We start from the raw sequence: 23,749 nt of genomic DNA on the forward strand, positions 1-23,749 counted from the left end.
GACGTGTCCGTGATGAGGATCGGCATCGTGGGGAGCGGCGAGATCGGCGGGACCATGGCCCGGCTGCTCACCACCGCCGGACACGAGGTCACCCTCGCGAACCGGCGCGGCCCCGCCGCGCTCACCGGGCTCGTCGCCGAACTCGGCGAGCGCGCCCGGGCCGGAACGGTGGCGGAGGCCTGCGCCTTCGCCGACCCGCTGGTGTTCCTGGCCACCCCGTTCGGTGCCCATCCCAGCCTGCCGCCCGACGCGCTGGCCGGGAAGATCATCGTCGACACCACCAACTACATGCCCGCCCGCGACGGCGTCGACCCCGGACTGGCGGCCGACCGCGTCACCTCCTCGGAGCTGATCGCCGCGCGTCTGCCGGACACCCGCGTGGTGAAGGCGGTCAACACGCTCAACTACAAGTACCTGCTCGACCTCAACCGCCCCGGCGCGCCCTGGGAGCAGCGCACCGCGCTGTTCGTCGCGGGCGACGACGCCGAGGCCAACGGGATCGTCGTCCGGCTCCTGGACGAACTCGGCTTCGCGCCCTTCGAGACCGGCCCGCTCGCCGCGGGCGGCCGACGCCAGCAGCCCGGCACCCCCGTGTTCAACCGGCCCCTGCGGGCCGACCAGGTGCGCCTGGACCCCTGACCCCTCCTCCCAACCCTTCTCAGGAGAGGCACACGAGATGACCGTCGTGGAGACCATCCGGTTCAAACTGCGCGCCGACGTCGACGACGCCGCCTTCCAGGACGTGAACCGCACGATGGAGAAGGAGTACATGCGGGTCCGCCCCGGCTTCCTGAGCCGCAGCACGGCCCGCAGCGCGGACGGCGAGTACCTGGTCACCGTGCAGTGGCGCAGCCCGGAGGCCGCCGAGGCCACCATCGGGGCGTTCTTCGCCGCGCCCGAGACGCAGGAGTTCCTCGCCGCCGTCGACCTGGAGACCGTCCAGCCGGGCCGCTACCAGCTGATCGCGCCATAAGGCCCGCCCGCCCCCGAGGCCCCAGACGGAAAGTGGTGGACCCATGGCACCCTCAACGACCTCCCCCGCGTCCGCCGCCGTGCGGGCGCTGCGGACCGCGCTGCGGGGCGGTGTGCTCGCACCGGACGACAGCGCCTACCGGTCCGCGCGGCTGATGTGGAACGGCGCGGTCGACACCCGCCCGGCCGTCATCGCCCGGCCCGCCGACGAGGCGGACGTCCGGCGCGCGGTGGACATCGCCCGCACCCATGAACTCCCGCTCGCCGTCCGCGGCGGCGGCCACGACTGGGCGGGCCGCTCCACCGCCGACGGCGGCCTGGTGATCGACCTGTCCGCGATGCGCGCCGTCACCGTCGACCGCGCCGCGGGCATCGCCGTCGCCCAGGGCGGCGCCCGCGCCGGTGACGTCCTGGAGGCGACCCGCGCGTACGGCCTCGCCCCCGTCACCGGCACCGTCAAGGCCGTCGGGCTGGCCGGAGTGACCCTGGCGGGCGGGTACGGGCTGCTGAACGGGCGGTGCGGGCTCGCCCTGGACAACCTGGCCGCCGCCCGCGTGGTGCTCGCCGACGGCCGCGCCGTCACCGCCAGCGCCGAGGAGAACCCCGACCTGTACTGGGCGCTGCGCGGCGGCGGCGGGAACTTCGGCGTCGTCACCGAGCTGCACTGCCGGCTGCACCCGGTCGGCACCGTGCTCGCCGGGATGATCCTCTTCCCGGCGGACCGGGCCCTCGAGGTGCTGTGCGGCTACCGGGACGTGATCGCGGACGCCCCCGACGAACTCACCGTGATGACCGGCTTCTTCGGCGGCCCCGACGGGCAGCCGCTGATCTTCGTACTGCCGGTGTGGTCCGGCGACATCGAGCGGGGCCGGGACGTCATCGACCGCTTCGACCGGCTGGGCACCCCGCTCGCCGGACGGGTCTGCCCGCAGGAGTACGCCAGCGTCCTCGGCATGTTCGACCAGGTCGTGGTCGACGGGCGGCACAACGAGGTGCGCACCCAGTGGCTGCCCGGACTGACCGACCGGGGCGTGGAGCTGATCGCCGAGGCGGCGTCCGGCGCGACCTCGCCGTACTCCGGCATGTTCGTGCACCACTTCCACGGCGCCGCCGCCCGCGTACCGGCGAGCGACACCGCCTTCGCGCTGCGCCGGGACCATCTGCTCGTCGAGATCGCCGCGGCCTGGGAGCCCGCCGAGGAGGCGGCGCCGCACCGGCGGTGGGCCCGCGAGGTGTCCACCGCGTTCGCGGCGCACGCCCTGCCCGGCGGCTATCCCAACCTGCTCGGCCCGGAGGAGTACCAGCGCGCCATCGCCGCGTTCGGCCCGAACACCGGACGGCTGCTGAAGGTCAAGGAACGCTACGACCCCGGTCACCTCTTCAGCGCGGTGGCGGCGCTCGAACCGACCGAAACGAACCCAGGAGCCTGATCACCATGACCGAAGAGGCGAGCACCCGCACCGTGCGGGACGCGACGCTCGACGTACTGCGTCGGCTGGGCATGACGACCGTCTTCAGCAACCCCAGCCACACCGAGATGAAGCTGTTCGAGTACTGGCCCGAGGACGAGTTCCGTTTCGTCATGGGCCTCCAGGAGGCCTCCGTCGTCGGCATGGCCGACGGCTACGCCCAGGGCACCGGCGAACCCGCCCTCGTCCTCATCAACGGCGGCCCCGGCCTCGGCAACGCCATGGGCAGCGTCTACACCGCCGCCGCCGCGAAGACGCCGATGGTCATCCTCGGCGGGCAGCAGGCCCGCAAGATGCTGCTCGGCGACCCGTTCCTGGTCGCCAAGGACGCCACCCAGCTGCCCAAGCCGTACATCAAGTGGGCCGGTGAGCCCGGGCGCCCGCAGGACGTGCCCGCGCTGATCGCGCAGGCCTACCAGATCGCCAAGCAGGCCCCGCAGGGACCGGTGTTCGTCGCCGTCCCCGAGGACGACTGGGTACGCCCCGCCGACCCCGAGCCCGTGCGCATCCCCGAGGTGACCAGCGCGGTCGTCCCCGACCCGCGGGTGCTCCAGGACATCGCCGCCGCCCTGAACGGGGCCGAGCGGCCCGGGATCGTCGCGGGCGGCCCGGTGGACGCGCAGGGCGCGCGCGGCGATCTGATCGCGCTGGCCGAGAAGCTCAACGCGCGGGTGTGGGGCGCCCCGGTGTGGGCGCGCGGCGCGTTCCCGGAGAACCACCCGCTGTTCGCCGGGGTGCTGCCGCCGATACCCGAGCTGATCAACGAGCGGCTCGGCGCCCAGCACGACGTGGTCGTGGTCCTCGGCGGCCCGGCGTTCACCCTGTTCACGGCGTGGGACCTGTTCTCCACCGCGCCCGCCGAACTGGACCGGACCCCGCGTCCGACGCTCACCGGCGACGTGCGCTTCCTGCACGTCACGGACAACCCGCAGGACGCCGCCGCGACGCTGGCGAACGCCAGCTTCGTCGCCCCGCCCGGCGCGGTCGTCCAGGGCCTGGTGCCGCTGGTGGACCAGCGGGAGCGCGTGGAGCTGGCCCCGGTGCGCGAGCCGGTCCCGGTCCCGGAACCCTCGACGCCCCTCAGCCAGGCGTACCTCTTCCAGATCCTGTCCCAGGAACTCCCGGACAACGCGGCCCTGTTCGAGGAACTGCCCATCGCCCGGGCCGACTTCCACGAGCAGATCCCGCTCGGCGCCGACCACGGCTACTTCGCCACCGCCAGCGGCGCCCTCGGCTTCCCGTTCGCGGGCGCGGTCGGCTACGCGCTGGCCCGCCCCGACCGGCGCGCGGTCGTGGTCGTCGGCGAGGGCTCGGCGCAGTACACGCTGCACGCGCTGTGGACGGCCGCGCAGCACCAGCTCCCGGTCACCTTCGTCATCCCCGACAACTCCGGCTACCTCTCCCTGAAGTACTACCTCCAGGACCAGAAGGCCTGGCAGAAGGGCTGGGACCTGAGCGGGGTCGACATGGCCCAGCTGGCCCGTGGCTTCGGGGTGCGCGGTGAACGCGTCGAGACCCCGGAGGGCCTGCGCGAGTCCCTGCGCTCCGCGCTGACCGCCGACGGCCCCGTCCTGCTGGACGTCGTCGTCGCCGACCCGGGCCTGTTCCGCCTCTGACCCGCGCACCACGCCCACCGGCCCCGGACGCCCCCCGCCCGAGCGCGGGGGGCGTCCGCACGCATCCTCCGTTCATCCGCACGCATCCTCCGTTCAAGGGAGCCCCGAGAGATCACCATGCCCCGCACCCCACCCCGCCCCGGCGACGACCGCTGTCCCGGGAGCCTGCGCTGGGCGGCGGCGGTGGCCAACGCGGACTGGCACATCACCGCGCCCCTGCTGGTGACCCTCGCCGCCGCCCTCGGCACCGACATCCACACGGTCACGGCGGCCCTCGGCGCCTACTCGCTGGGCCACGGCCTCGCCCTGCCCCTGTGGGGCCGCGCGGCCGACCGGTACGGCCCCGCACCCGTCCTGCGCACCGGCCTCGCCGTCGCCGCCGCGGGCTGCGCGGGCAGCGCCCTGTGCACCACGGGCGCCGACTGGGTGGCCCTGCGCGCCCTCACCGGCGCCGCGTTCGCCGCGGTGACCCCGGCCGTCGCCCTCTACTGCCACGAGACCGCCCCCACCCCCCACGCCCGCCAACGCCGCTTCGCCGACGTCCTGGCCGTCTCCGCCGCCAGCGCGGTCGTGGCCCCCCTCTACGCCGACACCGTCACCCGCCTCACCTCCTGGCGCCTGGTCCTCCTGACCCTGGCCGTCCTGGCGGCGGCCACGGCTCTCCAGTCGACGCGCCTGCCCGCCCCGCCCCCCGACCACCGGGGCTTCGGCCCCTGCGCCCCCCTGGCCGCCCGCCGAGCCCCGACCCCCGCGACCGCGTCCACCGTCCGCGAGGCGCCGGGCCCCGCCGCCCGGACGCTCGCCCGCCCCGCCGAGGCCCGCGGCTTCGGACCCGCCGCCCCCTCCCAGGCGCGGCGCGGCTTCCAGCCCACCGCCCCGGCCGCCGTCCGGCGGCGCCTGTGGCTCGTGCTCGGGCTCGGGGCCGCCGAAGGGGCCGTCCTGCTCGCGCTCCCGGCGCTGCTGGCGCCCGCGCTCGCCGCGCAGGGGAGCGCGGGCGGTGGTACGGCGGTGGCGGTGGCGTACGGGGCGAGTGTGCTGGTGGGGAGCGTGGGGCTACGGCGGCGGGGGACGCCGCGGGCTCCGGCCGTGCTGGTCGCCGTGGGCGGGGTGTGCGGGGTCGGCGCCGCGCTCCTGGGCGCCGTACGGACGACACCCGTCACGCTCACCGGCGCCGCCGTGCTGCTCGGTCTGGCGTGGACGTTCCTGCACACCACCCTGCAGACCTGGGTGCCCCGGCTGCTGCCCGCGGGCCGCCGGGCCACCGCCGCCTCGCTGTTCGCCACCTCGGGTGTGCTGGCCGGGGGGCTCGCCGTGGAACTGGCCGCACCGCAGCTCCAGGCGGGGCGTACCCCGGCCGTCTTCCTGACCGCCGCCATCCTGTGCGCCGTACTCACCGCCCCCGTCGCCCTCGCCGCCCGGCACTGGACAACCGGCCGGGTGGTACGGCGATTTGCCGTAGTGCCGTCTGCCACTTCGGGATGTGCGACGGCCGCCCCCGCCCCGTCTGGCAGTGGCCAAACCCTGAAAACTAGACATGAGTTCGGCAGTTCGCGTGTCCGAATTGAACGCCGACCGAGAGGAACCCCCATGAGCAGGCGCATCCTCATCATCCTGTCCGAGTACGGCTACTGGGGCGAGGAACTGATCGGCCCGCTGGAGACCTTCGACAAGGCGGGCTACCACAGCACCTTCGCCACGCCGACCGGCAAGCGCCCCCTCGCCCTCCCGCCCAGCTACGACCCCGACTACATCGACCCGCCGCTCGGCCGCTCCGTCACCACCCCGGAGATGGCCGAGAAGGTCAAGGCCATCGAGGCCTCCGACCGCCTGGACCACCCGCTGGACCTCTCGTCCTGGCTCCCCGACCGCCCCTACCGCTCCAAGCCGTACTTCCTGCGCGACTGGGAGGCGTACAACACCCGGCTGGAGAAGGTCCAGGAGCAGATCGCGGACCGGTACGACGCCCTCCTCATCGTCGGCGGCAGCGGCCCCATCGTCGACCTCGCCAACAACTGGCGCGTGCACGACCTGATCCTCGCCTTCTACGCCCTCGGCCTGCCGATCGCCGCCGAGTGCTACGGCGTGACCTGCCTGGCCTTCGCCCGCGACCAGGGCGACCGCGAGAGCATCATCCGCGGCAAGCACGTCACCGGCCACTGCATCGAGTACGACTACCTCGACGGCACCGGCTTCGTGGGCACCGACTTCAACATGGGCCCGCCCGCCTACCCGCTGGAGTACATCCTCCGCGACGCCACCGCGCCCGGCGGCGCCTACCACGGCAACTTCGGCAAGGTCACCTCGGTCATCGTCGACTACCCCTTCATCACCGGGCGTTCGACCCCCGACTCCTACCTGACCGGCCAGAAGACCGTCGAGGTCCTCGACCACGGCCTGCGCCAGTGGGGCTTCCACCCCACCGCCCAGAGCTGACCCGCACCGGACGACGGAAGGAGCCGAGGACATGGAGAGCAGGCCAGCGCGGGCGGCGTTCCTGGAGCAGCTGGTGGCCGACGGGGTGAGGTACATGTTCGGCAACCCCGGCACGGTCGAGCAGGGCTTCCTCGACGAACTGCGCCACTTCCCCGCCATCGACTACCAGCTGACCCTGCACGAGTCCGTCGCCGTCGGCATGGCGGACGGCTACGCGCGCGCCACCCGCCGCCCGGCCGTCGTCCAACTGCACTCCGGGGTGGGCCTCGGCAACGGCATCGGCATGCTCTACCAGGCCATGCGCGGCCACGCCCCCCTCGTCGTGGTGGTCGGCGAGTCAGGGCTGCGCTACGACGCGATGGCGGCCCAGATGCACGCCGACCTGGTCGCCATGGCCGAACCGGTGACCAAGTGGGCCACCCGTGTCGTCGACCCCGACTCCACCCTGCGGGTCCTGCGCCGCGCCTTCAAGGTCGCGGGCACCCCGCCCTACGGGCCGGTCCTCGTCGTCCTCCCCGCCGACGTGCTCGACCGGCCCACCGGCGAGGAGGCGGTGCCGGTGTCCTATCCCGACACCGCCTCCGCTCCGGACCCGGCCGCCCTGGACCGCGCCGCACGGCTGCTGTCCGACGCCCGCAAGCCCCTCGTCATCGTGGGCGACGGCATCCACTTCTCCGGCGCCCACAGCGAACTCGCCCGCCTCGCCGAGGTGTGGGGCGCCGAGGTGTGGGGCGCGGACTGGGCCGAGGTCAACCTGTCCGTCGAACACCCGGCGTACGCGGGCCAGCTCGGCCACATGTTCGGCGAGAGCAGCCGTCAGGTCACCGGCGCCGCCGACGCCGTACTGCTGTGCGGCACCTACGCGCTGCCGGAGGTCTTCCCGGCCCTGGACGGCGTCTTCGGCGAGGGCGTGCCGGTGGTCCACATCGACCTGGACACCGACGCCATCGCCAAGAACTTCCCCGTCGACATCGGCATGGCCGCCGACCCCAAGCGGTCGCTGGCGCTGCTCGCCGACGCGCTGGCGGCCCGGATGAGCGACGACCAGCGCGACGCCGCGAGCGAGCGGCTGCGCCGGGGGGCCGCCGAACGCGCGGCGGCCCGCGCGAGCGCCGCCCAGCGCGGCCGGGAGCGGGCCGAGGCCGACGACCTGCCGCACATCGCGTTCGCGGAGGAACTGGCCGCGCTGCTTCCCGAGGACGCCGTCCTGTTCGACGAGGCGCTCACCGCGGGCCCCGACCTGTTCGGCCCACTGCCCCCGACCCGGCCCGGCCACTGGCACCAGACCCGCGGCGGCTCCCTCGGCGTCGGCATCCCCGGCGCGCTGGGCGCCCAACTGGCCCACCCGGAGCGCACGGTGGTCGGCTTCACCGGCGACGGCGGCAGCATGTACACCTTCCAGGCGCTGTGGACGGCGGCCCGGCACGGGATCGGCGCCAAGTTCGTCATCTGCAACAACAGCAGCTACAAGCTCCTCGAGGACAACATCGAGCAGTACTGGCGGGAGCAGGGCATCCCCGCGCACGACCACCCGGAGATCTTCGACCTGACCCGGCCCGCGATCGACTTCGCGGCCCTGTCGAAGTCCCTGGGAGTGCCCGCGCTGCGCGTGGAGAAGGCGGGCCAGGCGGCCTCGGCGGTCGCCGAGATGCTGGCGCACTCCGGCCCGTTCCTGATCGATCTGGTGACCGCACGGGGGAAGGGACGGTAGCGGCCGTGCGACTGACGGGGCACAAGATCGCCGTACTGATGGAGAGCGACTTCTACGAACCCGAGATCCTCTACTACCGCCACCGCTTCCCCGAGGAGGGCGCGGAGGTCCACTTCCTGTCCCGGCTGTGGGGCGAGGACGCCATGACCTTCACGGGTCACGAGCACCGGATGCCCTTCACGGTCGACGAGTCCTTCGAGGACGTCGACGAGTTCACGCTGAAGGAGTTCAGCGCGGTCATCGTGCCCTCCGGCATGGTCGCCGACCGGCTCCGCTACACCGAGGACCCCGGGCAACTGCCGCCCGCCGCGCTCTTCTTGCGCCGGGCCTTCGCCGACGAGGCGATCATCAAGGGCGTCATCTGCCACGGCATGTGGCTGGCCGCCCCCATCCCGGGCATGATCCGGGGCCGCCGGGCGGTCGTCCACAACAACCTCCTCGGCGATCTGCGCAACATGGGCGGCGAGTACGTCGACCAGGACGTGGTCGTCGACGACGACCTGGTCACCGCCCGCACCGGCGAGCACTGCCACCTGTTCGCCCGGAAGATCATCGACCTGCTCGCCGTCCGGGCCCGGCCCGCCACGGTGACGCCGCGATGAGCGCCGCCACGACCGGATTCGGGACCGCGGTCGAAGCCCCGGTGAGCCCGCGCCCCCCGGCGGACCCCTCCGCCGGGACGGTGCTCGGCCCGCTGCTGCCCGTCATCGCCCCCTGGCTGGCGACCCGTCGCTGGTACCAGGGGACGAGCGTGAGCGGGCTGCGTCCGCGCGCGGTCACGGTGATCCACGGCGACGGCCTCCCCGACCTCGTCGTCGCGGTGGTCGACGTGACCGCGCGCGGCTCGGCCGCCCGCTACCAGCTGCTGCTCGGCCTCTGCCGCGAACTGCCGCCGCGCCTGGAGGAGGCCGCCATCGGCACCGTGCCCCACGGACGCTGGGCCGGACGCAGGGTGTACGACGCCGTGGCGGACCCGGCGCTGATGGGCCTGCTGCTGCGCGCCCTCGCCGCCCGCCGCGCGGGCACCCTCAGCCTGGCACCGGCCGGGCTGTACCCGCTGCCGGTCGGCCTGGTGCCACGGCCGCTCACCGGGGAGCAGAGCAACAGCGCGGTCGTGTACGGCGACCGGCTGCTGCTCAAGCTCTACCGGCGCCCGGAGCCCGGGCCCAGCCCGGAGGCCGACGTCCTGCGCGCCCTGACCGCCGAGGACTGTACGCGCACCCCACGGCTGTACGGCTCGCTGACCGTCGAGGCGGCGGGCGGCGAGCCGTTCACGCTGGGGCTGATCGAGGAGTTCGTACCCGGAGCCGAGGACGGCTGGCAGCGGGCGGTGCGCTTCGCCCGCGACCACCTCCAAGGCCCGGACGAGGACCCGGAGGCCGCCCAGGACCCGGCTTCGAGCGGCGGCTTCACCCCGCACGCCCACACCCTCGGCCAGGCCGTCGCCGAGGTGCACACGGCCCTCGGCCGGGCCTTCCCACGCCGCCGCCTGGAGGCGCGGGACATCGCCGAGGACGCGGCCCGCATGAAGCGGCGCCTCGCCGCCGCGGTGACGGAGGTCCCCCAACTGGCGCGCTACCGCCCGGCCCTGGCCGCCCTGTTCGACGAGTACGGCCGCCTGGCCGGACGCGGCTGTCCGGTCCTCGCCCAGCGCGTCCACGGCGACCTCCACCTCGGCCAGGCCCTGCACACCGAAAGCGGCTGGTACCTCGTCGACTTCGAGGGCGAGCCCGCCACCCCCGCCGAGGAACGCGCCCTGCCGCAGCCCGTCCTGCGGGACGTCGCGGGCATGCTGCGCTCCTTCGACTACGCCGCCCGCACCGCGGCGGCCGGACTCGACGCCGCCACGGGCCCGGCCCGGCAGCTCAGCCGTCGGCGCCGGGCGGCGGCCTGGGCGCTGCGCAACCGCCGTGCCTTCTGCGCCGGTTACGCCGCGGCGGGCGGCGAGGACCCGTCCTGCCGGGCGGCACAGCTCCACGCCTTCGAGGCCGACCGCGCGGTCTACGAGGCCGTCTACGAGGCCAGACACCGCCCGCACTGGCTGCCGGTACCGCTGGCGGCCGTGCACCGGCTCGCGGGCCGGACACGCTGATGAGGGGCAACGGGGGAGGCATGCCGGACCACGGCGGCGCGTCAGCGCTGGCGCTGACCCGCCAGGGCGTGCGCGGGATCGTACGTCGCGGGCATACCGGAGGCCTGAAGCGCCTGCTCGTACGCCTCCAGGGCCTCCTTGGAGCGGCCCTGCCGCTTCCACACGTCACCGATGTGACGCCATTCCTGCGCCGTCTCGTACGACGGCGGGAAGTGCCGCAGCTGACGGGTCGCCGTGTGCAGGGACTGCAGGCCGTCCTCGCGCTCACCGCGCAGCAGATGCAGCTCGGCGAGCCGGACGCGCGCCCCGACCGCCTCGACCCGCGGGCCGGAACTGAGCAGCCCGAGCGCACGCCGGGCGTGCGCGACGGCGTCGTCCCACTGGCTGAGCCGCATATGGGCGTCCACCAGACAGACCTCGCACCGCGCCTGCTCCACGGCGGTGCCCAGCTCCGCGAGCGTCTGCCCGGCGTCCTGGAGCAGCTCCCGGGCCCGCACCGGGTCCGCGTGGTCGGACTGCAGCTCCAGCCAGCCGACGGTCATCTTGAGCATCGCCACGTGCCGCAGATTGTCGTCGTCTGCCATCATCGCGAGCGCCCGCTCGGTCAGGGCGCGCGCCTCGGGCAACTGCCGCCGCGACAGGGCGACCAGCCCGGCGTTCCAGTACACGGCGCCCCGTCCCGCGCGCCCGCCGTGCTCCTCGGCCACCGGGAGCAGCCGCTGCGCGAGCAGGTGGGCGCGGGTGAGGTCACCGCGCATGAGGTACGAGCCGATGAGCGTGGAGCCGACCTGGATGTGGTCGACGGTGACGTCAAGGCCGAGGGCGTCCAGGGTGGACAGGGCCTGTTCGCCGATCTCGATGCTGAGCGTGGTGTCGCCCATGTTGCGGTAGCAGCGGCTGAGGGCGACCAGCACCCGGCACCATTCGTCGGAGCCCGCGGCCAGCGCCGGGTCCTTGCGCAGTTCCTCCAGGACCGGGATCGCGGCCTCGATGCGGTCCAGCTTCTCCAGCGCCGTGGCCTGCCCGATGCGGACGCGCAGCAGCATCGGGCCGTCCAGGAGTGCCGGTTTGGCGAACAGTTCCCCGAAGGACTGGAGCGCCGCTCCGTTGTCCCCGGTGCGCAGGGCCATTTCGGCGAAAGAGAGCTTCAGCCTGGCGTCTTCCAGCGCGTCGTCGTCACGGCCGGTGCGCAGATGGTCGGGCGAGCATCCGAGTTTCCCGGCGAGCACGGCCAGCACCGTGTCCGAGGGAGCCCTTTTTCCTGATTCGATGAGCGAGATGTAGCTCGCGGAGATGTCCGTGGAAGCCAGGTCCTGCTGCTTCAGACCGAGCTTGACCCGGAGGTTTCGGATACGCCTGCCCACCTGGGCCGGAGATACGGCTTCCACGTGATCCATTTGGCTTCCCGGGGTGCGCGCATGACTTGAGATGTCATAGATCACGGTACCAGCATGACTGGGGCGCGCCAACAGTTCGGTCATGATTTCAAGAATCACGGCCGAAAACGCGCTGCTCGCCGTCCCGGGATCGCGCTCGCGCGAGGACCAGGAAATTCCGATTCCACTTTCGAATTCACTGCCACATTTCACTTGACTTGATCTGTGATTGCCAATAACTATGGCAGTAAATTGAATGCCCGACCGGAAGCCAAGGAAATGGAGACGGGAAATGATGTCAAAATGGGTTCTCTTCCTGGTGGCCGCCCTCTTCGTCGGCGGTCTGATCAGCGGCGGTGTCTTCGTGGCCGCGGGTGATTCCGCGCGCTGGACCGGGGAGTCGAGCGAGGCGAATATAGAAAGCGGATCGCTGGCGGGCGGCTGTTGCAAGCCTAGGTGGTGAAAGTCCGGGCACGCGCCCGCTGCACCACCGGATCCGGCACCGGCACGGAATTCAGCAACGCCCTGGTGTACGGATGACGCGGACGCTCGAAGACCTCGCGCATCCCGCCGGTCTCCACGACGCGACCGGCACGCATGACCGCGACCCGGTCGGCGAGGTGCCGCACCGCCGCCAGATCGTGGGAGACCAGAAGACACGAGGGGCCGTGATCCTCCGTCAGCCGTCGGAGCAGATCGAGGATCCCGGCCCGCACCGACACGTCCAGCGCGGAGAGCGGCTCGTCCAGCAGCAACAGCTCCGGCTCCCCGGCCAGCGCCCGGGCGATGGCGATCCGCTGCCGTTCACCCCCGGAGAACCGGTGCGGATAGGCATCGGCGGCCTCCGGCCCCAGCCCCACCAGCCGCAGCACCTCGGCCACCCGCACGGCCACCCGCTCCCGCTCCACCCGCCGCACCCACAGCGGCTCGGCGACGATGTCCCCCACCGGCATCCGGGGATCGAGGCTCGCCATCGGATCCTGCGGCACGTACTGCACGGCCCCGCGCAACCGCCGTACCGCCTCGCGTGACAGCCCGCCGGTGTCCAGACCGAGCACCTCGATCCGCCCGCACCGGGGCGCCGCCAGGGCCATCACCTCCAGCAGCGTGGTCGACTTCCCGCACCCGGACTCACCGACCAGCGCCACGGTCTCCCCCCGCCGCACCTCCAGGTCCACCCCCGCCGCGGCCCACACCTCGCGCCCCCGGCCGCCCCGCGCGAACGCCTTGCCCAGCCCGCTGATCCGCAGCACGGGCGCGCCCTCGCCCCTCGCGCCGCCCCGCCGCCCCGGCGAGGGCGGAAACAGCTCCGCCGCCCCGCGCCGCTCGGCCACCCCGGCGTGATGACAGGCCGCCAGATGCCCCTCCGCACCCGCCAGTTCGGGCACCCGCGCCTCGCACACCCCGTCCGCCAGCGGACACCGCGGCGCGAAGGCGCACCCCGGCCCCGGGGCGCCGGGCGCGGGCGGGCCGCCCGGCATCGGGGTGGGCGGGGTGTCGCGATCGATCCGCGGCACGGAGCCGAGCAGCCCCTTGGTGTACGGCATCCGGGGCCGCGCGTACAGCGCCTGGGCGCTGCCGGTCTCCACGATCCGCCCGCCGTACATCACCGCGACCCGGTCCGCCGCCCCGGCCACCACCCCCAGGTCATGGCTGACCAGCAGCAGCGCCGCCCCCGTGGCGCGCCGCGCGGTCACCAGCGCCCGCAGCACCCGCTCCTGCACGGTGGGGTCGAGGGCACTGGTGGGCTCGTCGGCGACGATGACGTCCGGCCGGTTCGCCATCGCCATCGCGATCATCGCCCGCTGCCGGGTGCCGCCGGACAGCTGGTGCGGATAGGCGTCGGCGACCCGCCCCGCCTCGGCCACCCCGACGGCGTCCAGCAGCTCGGCCGCCGCCCGCCGCGCCGCCGCCCGCCCGGGACGCGGCTGCTGGTGGATGCGCAGCGCCTCGCCGATCTGGTCGCCGATCCGCAGCACCGGCGTGAACGCGGCCAGCGCGTCCTGGAAGACCAGGGCGATCCGCCGCCCCCGCAGCCGCGCCAGCTCCCGCCCCGGCATCCCGACGATCTCGTGGCCCAGCAGCCGTACCGACCCGGTCACCGTGAGCCCCGGCGGGCCGAGGCCGAGCAGCGCCAGCGCGGTCAGACTCTTCCCGGCGCCCGACTCGCCGACCAGGCCCAGCACCTCGCCCCGGCACAGCCGCAGGTCGACGCCGTGCACCAGGGGCAGCGCGGGGGAGCGCCGGGACGCGGGCCGCTGCACCCGCAGTCCCCGCACCTCCAGCAGCACCTCGCCGGGGCCCGTCACCGCCCGCCCCCCGCCGCCGTCCCGGCCGGGTCCAGGGCGTCCCGCAGCGCCTCGCCGATCAGATGGCACGCCAGGATCAGACAGACCAGCAGCCCGGCCGGGAAGAAGAACATCCACGGATACGTCACCGGCACCTCCGCGGCATCAGCGATCAGCGAGCCCAGCGAGACATCGGGCGGCCGTACCCCGAAGCCGAAGTAGGACAGCCCGGTCTCACTGAGCACGGCCCCGGCCACCGCCACCGTCGCGTCCGTGACCAGGAACCCCGCGAGGTGCGGCAGGATGTGCCGCCGCATCACTCCCACCGGCCCGACGCCCAGGTACCGCGCCACCCGCACGAACTCCCGCTCCCGCAGCGACCGGGTCTGCGCCCGCACCGCCCGCGCCGTGACCATCCACCCGAACACGGCCAGCAGCCCCGCGTACGCGAGCCAGCCCAGCGCGCTCAGCCGGGGCGCGAGGACCACCAGGACGAGAAAGGCGGGCACCACCAGCTGCAGATCGACGCAGAACATCAGCGCCCGGTCGGTCCAGCCGCCGAAGTACCCCGCGCACACCCCGACGGCCGCGCCCAGCACGGTCGCGAAGAACGCCACCAGCACCCCGATGAACAGCGACTTCTGCAGCCCGCGCACACACTGCGCGAACACGTCCTGGCCGATCCGGTTGGTGCCGAACCAGTGGTCGGCGCCGGGCGGGCGGCGCAGCGCCGAGTAGTCGACGTCGGCATGGCCCCACCTCGTCAGGGCCGGACCGGCGAAGGCGAGCAGGAACAGCCCGAGCAGCAGCGCCGTACCCGCGAGGGCCGTGGGGGAGCGCACCAGCCGCCGCGCCACCGCGCGCGACCGCGCCGACCTCACGGGTGCCGGACCCGGGGGTCGAGGGCGGCGTGCAGCAGATCCCCGGCCAGCCCGGCCAGCAGGACCAGCGCGGCCCCGAACACCTCGATGGCGACGACGGCGTTGACGTCGCCCTTCTGCACCGAGTCCACGAACCAGCCGCCCATGCCGTGCCAGCCGAAGATCTTCTCGGTGAACACCGCCCCGGTGAACAGGGTCAGGAAGCCGAAGGAGAAGAACGCCGTCAGCGGGATCAGCGAGACCCGCAGTCCGTGCCGCAGCAGCGCCCGGGTGGGGGTGAGCCCCTTGGCCTGGGCGGCGCGCAGATGCTCGGAGGCCAGCACGTCCAGGGTGGCCGCCCGCTGGTAGCGGCTGTACGCGGCGATCGCCCCCAGGGCGACGGAGAGCGTGGGCAGCACCAGGTGCACGGCCATGTCCCTGAGCTGGGTCAGCGGTCCGCCCGTCAGGCCGGGTGTCCGCGCGCCGGTGTAGCGGATCACCGTACGTCCCGTGGCGTCGTTGACGGTGATCGCCCCGGCCTGCAGCAACAGCCCCAGGACGAACGGCGGCACGGCCAGCACGGCGAAGGAGAACAGGGTGAGCACCCGGTCGGACAGCCGCCCGCGCCGCACCGCCGCCCACACCCCGGCCAGCACCCCCAGCGCCGCCCCCACCACGGTGCCCACCACCAGCAGCCGCGCCGTCACCCCGACCCGGCGGCCGAACTCCGTGGTGACCGGGGTGCCGTCGAGCGTCCGGCCGAGATCGCCGTGCAGGGCCGCCCACGACCAGCGGGCGAACCGCTCGGTGACCGGATCGCCGTCGCTCAGCCCGAGTTCGGCGAGCCGCTGGTCCACCACGGCACGTGGCGGTGGTGGTGTGCGTTGTTCGTAGTAAGCGCGGGGGTCGAGGGCGGTGGCGGAAATCAGATAGGAGAGAAACGTTGAAGCAAGAAGTAAGGCGAGACAGTTTGTCAGGCGTATCGCCGACAATACGAGCATCAAGTGTTCCCCCGGTAGGAACGTCACGATCGTGACATGGCTCAATGTTAGGCTCATCTACCGCGTCCGGAAGGCGAGTTCCGCATTCATCCCCGCCGGCGGTAGTGCAGCGCGAAGAGATTCTCACGAGGGGGAGAGGGCACGCCATGGCGAGATTTTCCGGCTCCGGGAGACGGTTACGGTACCTATTGGCCTGGACCACTCTTGGTGGCCTACTGATCGGATGCACCCATTCCGCCGCGGGTGACACGCCAGAGGAACGGAATTCACGAGCCGCGGTCCCGGCCTACGGACGCACCGACGTCAACCCCCGCCCCCGTGACGCACTGCGCCAGGGCGGCACCCTGACCCTGCCGATCGCCCAGTGGCCCGCCCAGTTCAACCACCACCACGTGGACGGCGCCCTGGACGACGTGTGGACGATCGCCGGACTGCTGGAACCCCGCCTCTTCGCCCGGGACGCCCAGGGCAGGCCCCAGCCCGTGCCCGACTACCTGCGCTCCGCCGCCGTCACCTCCACCTCCCCCCAGACCGTCACCTACCGGCTCAACCCCAAGGCCCGCTGGTCCGACGGACAGCCCCTCGGCTGGCGTGACTTCGACGCGCAGTGGCGGGCCCTCGGCCGCGGCGACGCCCGCTACCAGATCGCCGACCCCAGCGGCTACGAGGACATCGCCGAGGTCCGCCCCGGCCCCGGCGCCCATGAGGTCGAGGTCGTCTTCGAGGAGCCGTTCGCCGACTGGCAGCGGCTGTTCACCCCCCTGTACCCGGCCGCCGCCTTCAGCACCCCCGAGCAGTTCAACGACGCCTGGCGCAGCGAGGTGCCCGTCACCGGCGGCCCGTTCCGGGTCGGCACCCTGGACGCCACCGCCCGCACCCTCACCCTGGTGCCCGACCCCGACTGGTGGGGACGCCGCCCCCTCCTGGACCGCGTCGTCCTGCGCGCCCTCGACCCCGCCACCGCCGTACAGGCCTTCCTCAGCGGCGAGATCGACGCCGTCAACGCCGCCTCCGCCGATGTCTACGACCGACTGAAGGACGCCCGCGAGACCGATCTGCGCACCGGCTCCGCCTGGGACGCCGTCCAGATCGCCCTCAACGGCGCCACGGGCCCGCTGGCCGACGCCGAGGTGCGCCGGGCCGTGCTGCACGCCATCGACCGCGAGGCCCTCGCGGAGGTCGCGGGCGAGGGACTGCCCGTCGGGGTGCCGCTGCTCGGCAACCACTTCTTCATGACCAACCAGCCCGGATACACCGACAACTCCGGCGCCTACGCCACCCGGGACCTCCCGGCGGCCGAACGCATCCTGGGCAGCCGCGGCTGGCACCGCACCGACGACGGCCGCACCCGCGCCAAGGACGGACGCCCGCTGCGGCTGCGCCTGGTGCTGAGCCAGTCCACCACCCGCCTCGGCCTCGACCTGGCCCAGCTCGTCCAGCAGATGCTCGGCGAGGCCGGGATCGCGGTGGAACTCCAGAAGGTCCCCGCCGACGACTACCTCCCGCAGTACCTCAACCAGGGCAACTTCGACCTGGCGATCTTCCGCTTCGTCGGCCTGACCTACCCCAGCTCGCTCTACCCCGTGTACCGGCAGACCGACGGCGAGCAGACCTACGCCAACTACGGCCGGGTCTCCAGCCCGGACGTCGACACCCTGCTCGCCGAGGCGGCCCACACCCTGGACGAAGGGCGCCGCACCCGGCTCTACAACCAGGCCGACGCCCTGATCTGGGAACTGGGCCACGACATCCTTCTCTATCAGCGTCCTCAGGTCGTCGCGGTCCGCGAACACCTCGCCAACTACGGCGTACCGGGCCTCGGCGACATCGACTTCACCGCCGTCGGCTGGGAGAAGTAGCACCGCCCAGCAGCGCGTCGTAGCCGAGCGCCACCGAGGCGAGCGTGACGTGGTGGTGCCAGCCGCGGAAGGAGCGCCCCTCGAAGTCGGCCAGCCCGAAGTCCCGTTGCAGCCGGGCCAGGCTCTGCCCCGACAGGGCCCGCAACTGCGCCAGCGGCATGATGTCGGGCAGCCTGCGGCCGGGCAGGTTGGTCAGCCAGTAGGCGCGCGGCGCGGGACGGCCGTAGGGCCAGTCGGTGACCAGGTGCCGGGGCCGCTGCGCGGGCTGCGTCTCCGCCGACCGCGCCCCCGCACCCCCGCCGTGCGGCGCCTCGGTCAGCAGCAGCGCGGGCATCGACAGCACCTGCGACTGTCGCATCCGCGAGGTGGCCCGGTCCTGCCAGGCGATCGGCAGCCGCTTGCGGTGCTGCGCGGCGTGCACCGCCAGCTCCACCAGCGTGCCGCTGCCGTACGGCGATCCGGCGCAGGGCCGGGGCAGGGTGACGCCGACGGTGGGCGCGACCTCGACGAGATAGGCCAGACCGCGCGCCTCCAGACCGCGCAGCAGCGGCGCCACGTCGCCCTCGCCGCGCCAGTCGACCAGCACCGGCAGCGGTTCGAGGAGCCACTCCTCCAGCATCTCGTCGACGGCCTCCAGGATGTACCGCCAGCGCGGCCGGGTGCGCTCCCCGTCCGGCAGATGCGCCTGACGGCGCAGCTCCTCGTCGCGGTCCCAGCGCTGCGGCAGCAGCAGCCGCCAGCTGACCGGCACTCCGCCGTGTCTGCCGACCAGTGAAGTGGCGAGCGCGAGCTGGCAGTTGACGGTGCGCTCCAGGGAGGGCGCGTACTGCCGGGCGACGCCCACGGACCGGTCGCCGTTCTTGGTGAACACGACCTCGTCGACGCACCAGGCCTCGGTGCCCAGCCGCCGGTCCAGCTGCCCGGCGAGCCGCCGCCGCACCGGCCCGCAGGGCCAGGGGCTCTGGTTGACGAACTGCTGGATCTGCTGGACGGCCCGGCGCCCCAGCACCTGCTCGGAGATCCGGGCCGGGGTCTTGCGCCCGGGCACGTCCAGCAGCCCGCGCACATACACCTCGCCCCAGCGCCGCTGGTCCGACCGGGCCAGCGTGCCGAACAGGTCCTGGCAGTACGCGGAGAAGTCCACCGGCGCGACGGGCACCTCGGCCACCGGCGCGGTGGCCGCCTCGGGGGCGAGGTACGCGGGGGGCAGGGTGGTGGTCACGGGTCAGTCCTCCTCGGCCTCGAGCAGGAAGGCGTCGGTGGCCAGCAGGGCTTCGCGGACCTCCGGCAGCACCGAGCCGACGACGACGAAGTCCACGTCGAGGCCCGCCTTGGTGCGCTGCACGAGCAGTTCGTTCACGGCGGGCCGGCACATCTCGGTGACCTCGCCCAGATGGAACTCCACCCGCTGCGGCCCCGCGGCCATCACCTCGCCCAGCACCCGGCGGAACTTCTCCAGCTCACCGGAGTCCACCGCGCCGCCGCAGCGCACGTGCGCGGTGCCGCCGTCGAACTCACAGCGGATCCGCAGCCGCATCTGGACGGGCTCCAGCTCGACCCGCACCCGCACCGGCACATCGCTCTGCGGGAGCCGGACCGTCAGTTCCTTGGCGTCGAAGTGGTGGTGGGGCTGACCGTCGACCCACACCCGGGTCAGCTCCACGGTGCCGGGCGGCAGCAGATCGGGCGTCACCCGCAGCTCCCGGCCCGGCAGATCGGCGGGGCGCGGCCGGAAGTACAGGCTCAGCGGTTCGTGGCTGATCAGCAGTCCGGTGTAGGCGGCGGCCAGGTAGCACAGCTCCAGCGCGTGGTACCCGGCCATGGAGTGCGAGCCCTTGAACCGCTCGGTGCCGACCAGGTACGGATTGCCGTCGGCGAGCACGTTGAAGTAGACGCCGCCGTCCTGGTGGTCCAGGAAGAAGGCGTTGTAGAAGGCAGCCGCCTCCCGGGCCAGCCGCAGCGAGTCCGGGTCGTGCGAGGCCCCGGCCAGGATCAGATAGGCGAGGATCGCCTGCTCCTGCTGCCACCAGGCCTTGCGGTCGTGCCAGACCATGCGGTGGATGCCGCTGTCCGGGTCGGGCCGCCGCTCCACGACGTCGTACCAGCCGCCGCGCAACTGGTCGCTGCCGACCGCGGGCATGATCTCGCCGATCCTGCGGGCCGTCTCCGCGTACTCGGGCTTGTCGGCGAGGGCCTGGATCCGGGTCAGGTTCCAGGCGATCTTGAGGTTGTGGCCGACGACCGCACGGTCCTGCTGCCAGCCCCAGGTGCGGTCCGGCGTCCAGTCCTCGTGGAACCGCTCCTGTACGAAGGGGCTGTTCGGTTCGTCCGGGAAGCGGGCCACGATGGTGTCGGCCGTCTCCTCCAGCAGCTCGGCGAAGTCCTGGCGGCCGGTGGCGAGATAGGCGTTGATCAGGTACGCCGGGGCGTGGTCGCCGATGGAGTTCCAGTTCTTGCGGGAGCGGTTGCGGCCCAGGGCGTCGTCGCAGGGGCTGAGGTTGATGGGGTCGATGTGCGAGAAGAAGCCCCCGCGCTCCTCGTCGCGGAAGTACCGCTGGAACAGCGCCACCGTCCGGTCGATGTCCTCGATGATCCGCGGGTCGCCGGTCACCCGGTACGTCTGGGTGGGCCCCGCCAGCGCGTAGATCTGCTCGTACATCGGGATGGCGTCGAAGTCGTCGCCGAACTCGGAGGCGTACACCTTGCGCCGCCCGGTCGGGGTGATGTCCATGCCGTGGTACCAGTAGACGATCCCGTCCTGTTTGTCGTCCACGCGCATGTACTGCCGCAAGTACTCGGTGCCGCTCTCGGCCGCGTCCAGGAACCGGTCCTCGCCGGTCAGCAGGTAGGCCGTGGCCAGTCCGTACACCAGCCGGGAGATGGTGTCGGTCTCCTGCCGCACGTTCTGCCCGGCGAACTCCGGCGGCTGGGCCCCGTCGAGCGTCAGGTTGGTGCGGTAGTTGCGCCAGTCGTACTTTCCGTCGGGGAACTGCCCGCGCAGATAGAAGTCGGCGATGGCGGCGGCCTGCTGCACCCACCACCTGGGGTGCTCGAAGACGTACTGCCCGCGGCTCTCCTCGGGGAAGGTGATCTCCTTCGCCTCGAACCGCGACCCGCCCTCCCACTCGTAGAAGATCCCGTACGCGAACAGGAAGCGGCCCGCGCCGAGCATGTCCCGGGTCTGCCCCGTGGTGTCGCGGTAGGAGTCGCCGAGGTTGCGGACGATGCGGGAGACGACGTTGCGGGCCAGGTGCACGGTGAACTCGCGGCCGTCGGAGGTGCGCAGCCCGAACCGGTTCTGGGTGGGGCTGTGGTAGGTGACGTAACCGGCGAGGGTGTCGGAGAAGATTCGGCGTTCGGCGGTGGCACTCATCTCGTCACGTGCCCTTCTCATCGGGTAAGGCCACGAGCAGCACGACGCTGCGGCCGTGGGCGTGGAAGGTCTCCGCTTCGATCGGTTCTTCCTGGCCGGGCGCCAGCAGATCGCGCGGCGCGCCGCAGGCGGTGTCCAGCACCCGGTGCCAGCGGTGGCCGTCGATGACCGGCAGCTCGAAGTCCAGGCCCAGGTGGTACATGTTCATGATCAGATGCAGGTCGGGGTCCCCCTGGAACCCGCCGAGCGTGGCGGCCAGCACCCGGGCCTCGGCGTCGTCCCAGCCGGGGCAGAGCAACTGGGTGCCGTGCCAGGTGACATCGGCGACCCCGCGCTCGTTGCGCCGCTCGGTGAAGAAGCGCGGCTCACGGAAGGTCTGGAACCGTTTGCGCAGACCGATGATCCGCTCCGTGAAGGAACGTATCTCCGTCTCCTTCTCGGCCTGCTCCCAGTCCAGCCAGGAGATCGCGTTGTCCTGGCAGTAGGCGTTGTTGTTGCCCTGCTGGCTGTTGCGGAACTCGTCACCCGCCAGCAGCATCGGCACCCCGCGGCTGAGCATCAGCACGGACAGCAGGTTCTTGGTCTGCCGCACCCGAAGCCGTTCGACCTCCTCGGAGTCCGACGGCCCCTCGACCCCGCAGTTCCAGCTGAAGTTCTCGTGCGCCCCGTCGGCGTTCGCCTCGCCGTTGGCGTGGTTGTGCTTGTGGTTGTAGGACACCAGGTCGTTCAGGGTGAACCCGTCGTGGCAGGTGATGAAGTTGATGCTGTTGGTCGGCAGCACCTGCTGCGGGAAGAAGAGGTCCGCCGACCCGCCGATCCGCGAGGCGATCTCCCCGACCAGCCCGGCGTCCCCGCGCACGAAGCGCCGTACGTCGTCCCGGAACGGCCCGTTCCACTGCGCCCAGCGCTTCCCCGGGAACCGGCCGACCTGGTAGAGCCCGCCGCCGTCCCACGGCTCCGCGATGATCTTCGTCTCGGCGAGCACCTGGGACAGCTCGATCGCCCACAGCGCGGGCGGCACCGCCATCTCGTACCCCATCGGCCCCCGGGACATCTCCGAGGCCAGGTCGAACCGGAAGCCGTCCACGTGGTGCTCGGTGACCCAGTACTCCAGGCACTCCAGGATGAACTTGGTGACCATCGGGTGGTTGGCGTTGACGGCGTTGCCGCAGCCCGTGAAGTCCATGTAGCGGCTGCGGTCCTGCGGCCACAGGTGGTAGTACGCCTCGTTCGCCGCGCCCCGGAAGCTGATCGTCGGCCCGTACTCGTTGCCCTCGCTGGTGTGGTTGAAGACCACGTCCAGGATGACCTCGATCCCGGCCCGGTGCAGCGCCTTGACCATGTCCCGGAACTCGGTGATGTGGTGGGCCAGCTGTGGCCTCGCGCAGTAGCCGGTGTGCGGGGCGAAGAAGCCGTACGGGTCGTAGCCCCAGTAGTTGCGCAACGGGGTGCCGTCCGGTCCGATGCGCAGGATCTGGGTGTCGTCGAAGTCGAAGACGGGCAGCAGCTCCACGGCGGTGACCCCGAGCCGTTGCAGCTCGGGGATCTTCTCCACCAGCGCGGAGAACGTGCCGGGCTGCTCGGTGCGCGCGGTGGGTGAGGCGGTCAGGCCCCGCACATGGGCCTCGTAGATGATCGTGTCCGCCATCGGGATGTTCAGCGGCCGGTCGCCCTCCCAGTCGTAGTCGTCGAGGTCGACGACCAGGCTCCGCATGGAGTGCTCCACGTTGTCGGCGCCGCCGACCGCCCGCGAGCGCTCCCAGCAGGTGTTGATGTTGGCCCGGGCGTAGGGGTCGAGCAGCACCTTGCGGTGGTTGAAGCGGGCCCCGGAGTGCGGGGTGTTGCGCGGGCCGTCGATGCGGTACGCGTACACCTGGCCGGGGCCGATGCCCGCCACATGGCAGTGCCAGAAGTGAAAGCTGCGGTGCTGCTCCGGATGGAGCCGGATGACCCGGGACGGCTGGGGCGCGTCACAGCGGTCGAACAGCAGCAGATCGACCCGGGAGGCGTGCTCCGAGAAGATGGAGAAGTTCACGCCACCGGGGACCACGGTGGCGCCCAGTGGCTGTGGATGCCCCGGGGTGACTCTCGAGACGGCCTCCGGCCGCTGCTCCGTCAACACGCTTCCCTGGCTTTTCACAGAGCTTCACCTCATGTCACCTGGGTTGTCGAGCAACAGTCAAGTCCGCCACAGGCCGCGCATGCGCTGTCGGCAACTGGCCGAGGACCACGCCGGAATCAGTCAACAAGCTCTGTAAGATTGAGTCAAGCGCTGTGTAAAACCGGAGGCGCGGACGAACCGGCCCCGGAACGAGGCAAGGGCGAGGCACCTGGCACTTCCCGGCAGAACGGGATCACTCGGAAAACTTGCGGAACCCGGCGGCGCGGGTCCCGCGCTCGGCCGTTTCGGCCGCGACGGCCCACTTCCGCCGCTGTGCCGCCGCTGATCCGCCGCTGTGCCTCAGCTGATCCGCCGGTGTACGACAAATCCCCCCGGCCGCCTGAGCGGCCGAGGGGATTCGGCTGGTGTCCGAGGGGGGACTTGAACCCCCACGCCCGATAAAGGGCACTAGCACCTCAAGCTAGCGCGTCTGCCATTCCGCCACCCGGACAAGGTGTCTGTCGTGCGGGGTTTCCCCCGCGGCGACGACGTAAACATTACCAGGCTTCCAGCCCGGCCGATCACACCCCCGCCCCGT

Annotated in this window: 16 protein-coding genes, 1 tRNA gene and 1 pseudogene; 10 read left to right on the plus strand and 8 right to left on the minus strand. The window is 72.6% G+C overall.

Annotation, left to right across the window (positions count from 1 at the left end):
* Positions 1–12: 12 nt before the first annotated feature.
* From ACFVQG_RS22425 to ACFVQG_RS22465, 9 genes and pseudogenes are all read left to right on the plus strand, one after another.
* On the plus strand, positions 13–639 hold the full coding sequence (locus tag ACFVQG_RS22425; protein ID WP_383387044.1) for an NADPH-dependent F420 reductase: 627 nt from the start codon (positions 13–15) through the stop codon (positions 637–639).
* Between the two features lie 37 nt (positions 640–676).
* Positions 677–973: an antibiotic biosynthesis monooxygenase family protein gene (locus ACFVQG_RS22430; RefSeq protein WP_383386118.1), complete on the plus strand. Its 297-nt coding sequence runs from the start codon at positions 677–679 to the stop codon at positions 971–973.
* A 43-nt stretch (positions 974–1,016) separates the two neighbouring features.
* Positions 1,017–2,402, plus strand: a complete 1,386-nt coding sequence (locus tag ACFVQG_RS22435) for an FAD-binding protein (protein ID WP_383386121.1) — start codon at positions 1,017–1,019, stop codon at positions 2,400–2,402.
* Positions 2,403–2,407: 5 nt separating this feature from the next.
* Positions 2,408–4,057 carry a benzoylformate decarboxylase gene (gene mdlC / locus ACFVQG_RS22440; protein WP_383386123.1) on the plus strand — a complete coding sequence of 550 codons (1,650 nt, stop codon included), beginning with the start codon at positions 2,408–2,410 and terminating at the stop codon, positions 4,055–4,057.
* A gap of 117 nt (positions 4,058–4,174) precedes the next feature.
* Positions 4,175–5,356: pseudogene (locus tag ACFVQG_RS22445) on the plus strand (MFS transporter); the annotation flags it as partial.
* Between the two features lie 288 nt (positions 5,357–5,644).
* A complete protein-coding gene (locus tag ACFVQG_RS22450; protein WP_383387047.1) occupies positions 5,645–6,490 on the plus strand; it encodes a type 1 glutamine amidotransferase domain-containing protein in 846 nt (281 codons plus the stop codon).
* A gap of 31 nt (positions 6,491–6,521) precedes the next feature.
* On the plus strand, positions 6,522–8,201 hold the full coding sequence (locus ACFVQG_RS22455) for a thiamine pyrophosphate-binding protein (RefSeq protein WP_383386125.1): 1,680 nt from the start codon (positions 6,522–6,524) through the stop codon (positions 8,199–8,201).
* Between the two features lie 5 nt (positions 8,202–8,206).
* On the plus strand, positions 8,207–8,803 hold the full coding sequence (locus ACFVQG_RS22460) for a DJ-1/PfpI family protein (RefSeq protein WP_383386127.1): 597 nt from the start codon (positions 8,207–8,209) through the stop codon (positions 8,801–8,803).
* Positions 8,800–10,293 (plus strand): hypothetical protein, encoded by a 1,494-nt coding sequence (locus ACFVQG_RS22465; RefSeq protein WP_383386130.1) that lies wholly within the window; start codon positions 8,800–8,802, stop codon positions 10,291–10,293. The genes ACFVQG_RS22460 and ACFVQG_RS22465 overlap by 4 nt, the downstream gene beginning before the upstream one ends.
* A 41-nt stretch (positions 10,294–10,334) precedes the next feature.
* Here ACFVQG_RS22465 and ACFVQG_RS22470 read toward each other — a convergent pair whose 3' ends face one another.
* The 4 genes from ACFVQG_RS22470 to ACFVQG_RS22485 all read right to left on the minus strand — a co-directional run bounded on the left by ACFVQG_RS22470 (position 10,335) and on the right by ACFVQG_RS22485 (position 15,818).
* The gene (locus ACFVQG_RS22470) at positions 10,335–11,690 is read right to left on the minus strand and encodes a helix-turn-helix domain-containing protein (protein ID WP_383386133.1); all 1,356 of its coding nucleotides are present in this window, start codon (positions 11,688–11,690) and stop codon (positions 10,335–10,337) included.
* A gap of 431 nt (positions 11,691–12,121) precedes the next feature.
* Positions 12,122–13,978 (minus strand): dipeptide ABC transporter ATP-binding protein, encoded by a 1,857-nt coding sequence (locus ACFVQG_RS22475; protein WP_383386136.1) that lies wholly within the window; start codon positions 13,976–13,978, stop codon positions 12,122–12,124.
* A complete protein-coding gene (locus ACFVQG_RS22480; protein ID WP_383386138.1) occupies positions 13,975–14,838 on the minus strand; it encodes an ABC transporter permease in 864 nt (287 codons plus the stop codon). Before ACFVQG_RS22480 ends, ACFVQG_RS22475 begins: the two co-directional genes overlap by 4 nt.
* Positions 14,835–15,818, minus strand: a complete 984-nt coding sequence (locus tag ACFVQG_RS22485; protein ID WP_383387049.1) for an ABC transporter permease — start codon at positions 15,816–15,818, stop codon at positions 14,835–14,837. Before ACFVQG_RS22485 ends, ACFVQG_RS22480 begins: the two co-directional genes overlap by 4 nt.
* A 188-nt stretch (positions 15,819–16,006) precedes the next feature.
* On the opposite strand from ACFVQG_RS22485, the gene ACFVQG_RS22490 reads away from it, so the two are divergent.
* Positions 16,007–17,677: an ABC transporter family substrate-binding protein gene (locus tag ACFVQG_RS22490; protein WP_383386141.1), complete on the plus strand. Its 1,671-nt coding sequence runs from the start codon at positions 16,007–16,009 to the stop codon at positions 17,675–17,677.
* Here ACFVQG_RS22490 and ACFVQG_RS22495 read toward each other — a convergent pair.
* From ACFVQG_RS22495 to ACFVQG_RS22510, 4 genes are all read right to left on the minus strand, one after another.
* The gene (locus tag ACFVQG_RS22495; protein ID WP_383386144.1) at positions 17,652–18,899 is read right to left on the minus strand and encodes an IS701 family transposase; all 1,248 of its coding nucleotides are present in this window, start codon (positions 18,897–18,899) and stop codon (positions 17,652–17,654) included. The two genes, ACFVQG_RS22490 and ACFVQG_RS22495, sit on opposite strands and share 26 nt — an antisense overlap.
* A gap of 3 nt (positions 18,900–18,902) precedes the next feature.
* Positions 18,903–21,050, minus strand: a complete 2,148-nt coding sequence (locus ACFVQG_RS22500) for an AGE family epimerase/isomerase (RefSeq protein ID WP_383387052.1) — start codon at positions 21,048–21,050, stop codon at positions 18,903–18,905.
* Between the two features lie 4 nt (positions 21,051–21,054).
* A complete protein-coding gene (gene glgX / locus ACFVQG_RS22505; protein ID WP_383386147.1) occupies positions 21,055–23,085 on the minus strand; it encodes a glycogen debranching protein GlgX in 2,031 nt (676 codons plus the stop codon).
* Between the two features lie 489 nt (positions 23,086–23,574).
* Positions 23,575–23,662: transfer RNA gene (locus ACFVQG_RS22510), tRNA-Leu, on the minus strand.
* Positions 23,663–23,749 lie beyond the last annotated feature (87 nt).

Origin of the sequence: Streptomyces sp. NPDC057877, from assembly GCF_042796855.1 — a bacterium.
Lineage (GTDB): Bacteria > Actinomycetota > Actinomycetes > Streptomycetales > Streptomycetaceae > Streptomyces.

What these genes read in the sequence shown, in the direction of transcription:
- ACFVQG_RS22425 (WP_383387044.1), top strand. Translation starts at nt 13, where the DNA reads ATGAGGATCGGCATCGTGGGGAGCGGCGAGATCGGCGGGACCATGGCC.
- ACFVQG_RS22430 (WP_383386118.1), top strand. Translation starts at nt 677, where the DNA reads ATGACCGTCGTGGAGACCATCCGGTTCAAACTGCGCGCCGACGTCGAC.
- ACFVQG_RS22435 (WP_383386121.1), top strand. Translation starts at nt 1,017, where the DNA reads ATGGCACCCTCAACGACCTCCCCCGCGTCCGCCGCCGTGCGGGCGCTG.
- mdlC (WP_383386123.1), top strand. Translation starts at nt 2,408, where the DNA reads ATGACCGAAGAGGCGAGCACCCGCACCGTGCGGGACGCGACGCTCGAC.
- ACFVQG_RS22450 (WP_383387047.1), top strand. Translation starts at nt 5,645, where the DNA reads ATGAGCAGGCGCATCCTCATCATCCTGTCCGAGTACGGCTACTGGGGC.
- ACFVQG_RS22455 (WP_383386125.1), top strand. Translation starts at nt 6,522, where the DNA reads ATGGAGAGCAGGCCAGCGCGGGCGGCGTTCCTGGAGCAGCTGGTGGCC.
- ACFVQG_RS22465 (WP_383386130.1), top strand. Translation starts at nt 8,800, where the DNA reads ATGAGCGCCGCCACGACCGGATTCGGGACCGCGGTCGAAGCCCCGGTG.
- ACFVQG_RS22470 (WP_383386133.1), bottom strand. Translation starts at nt 11,690, where the DNA reads ATGGATCACGTGGAAGCCGTATCTCCGGCCCAGGTGGGCAGGCGTATC.
- ACFVQG_RS22485 (WP_383387049.1), bottom strand. Translation starts at nt 15,818, where the DNA reads ATGCTCGTATTGTCGGCGATACGCCTGACAAACTGTCTCGCCTTACTT.
- ACFVQG_RS22500 (WP_383387052.1), bottom strand. Translation starts at nt 21,050, where the DNA reads ATGAGTGCCACCGCCGAACGCCGAATCTTCTCCGACACCCTCGCCGGT.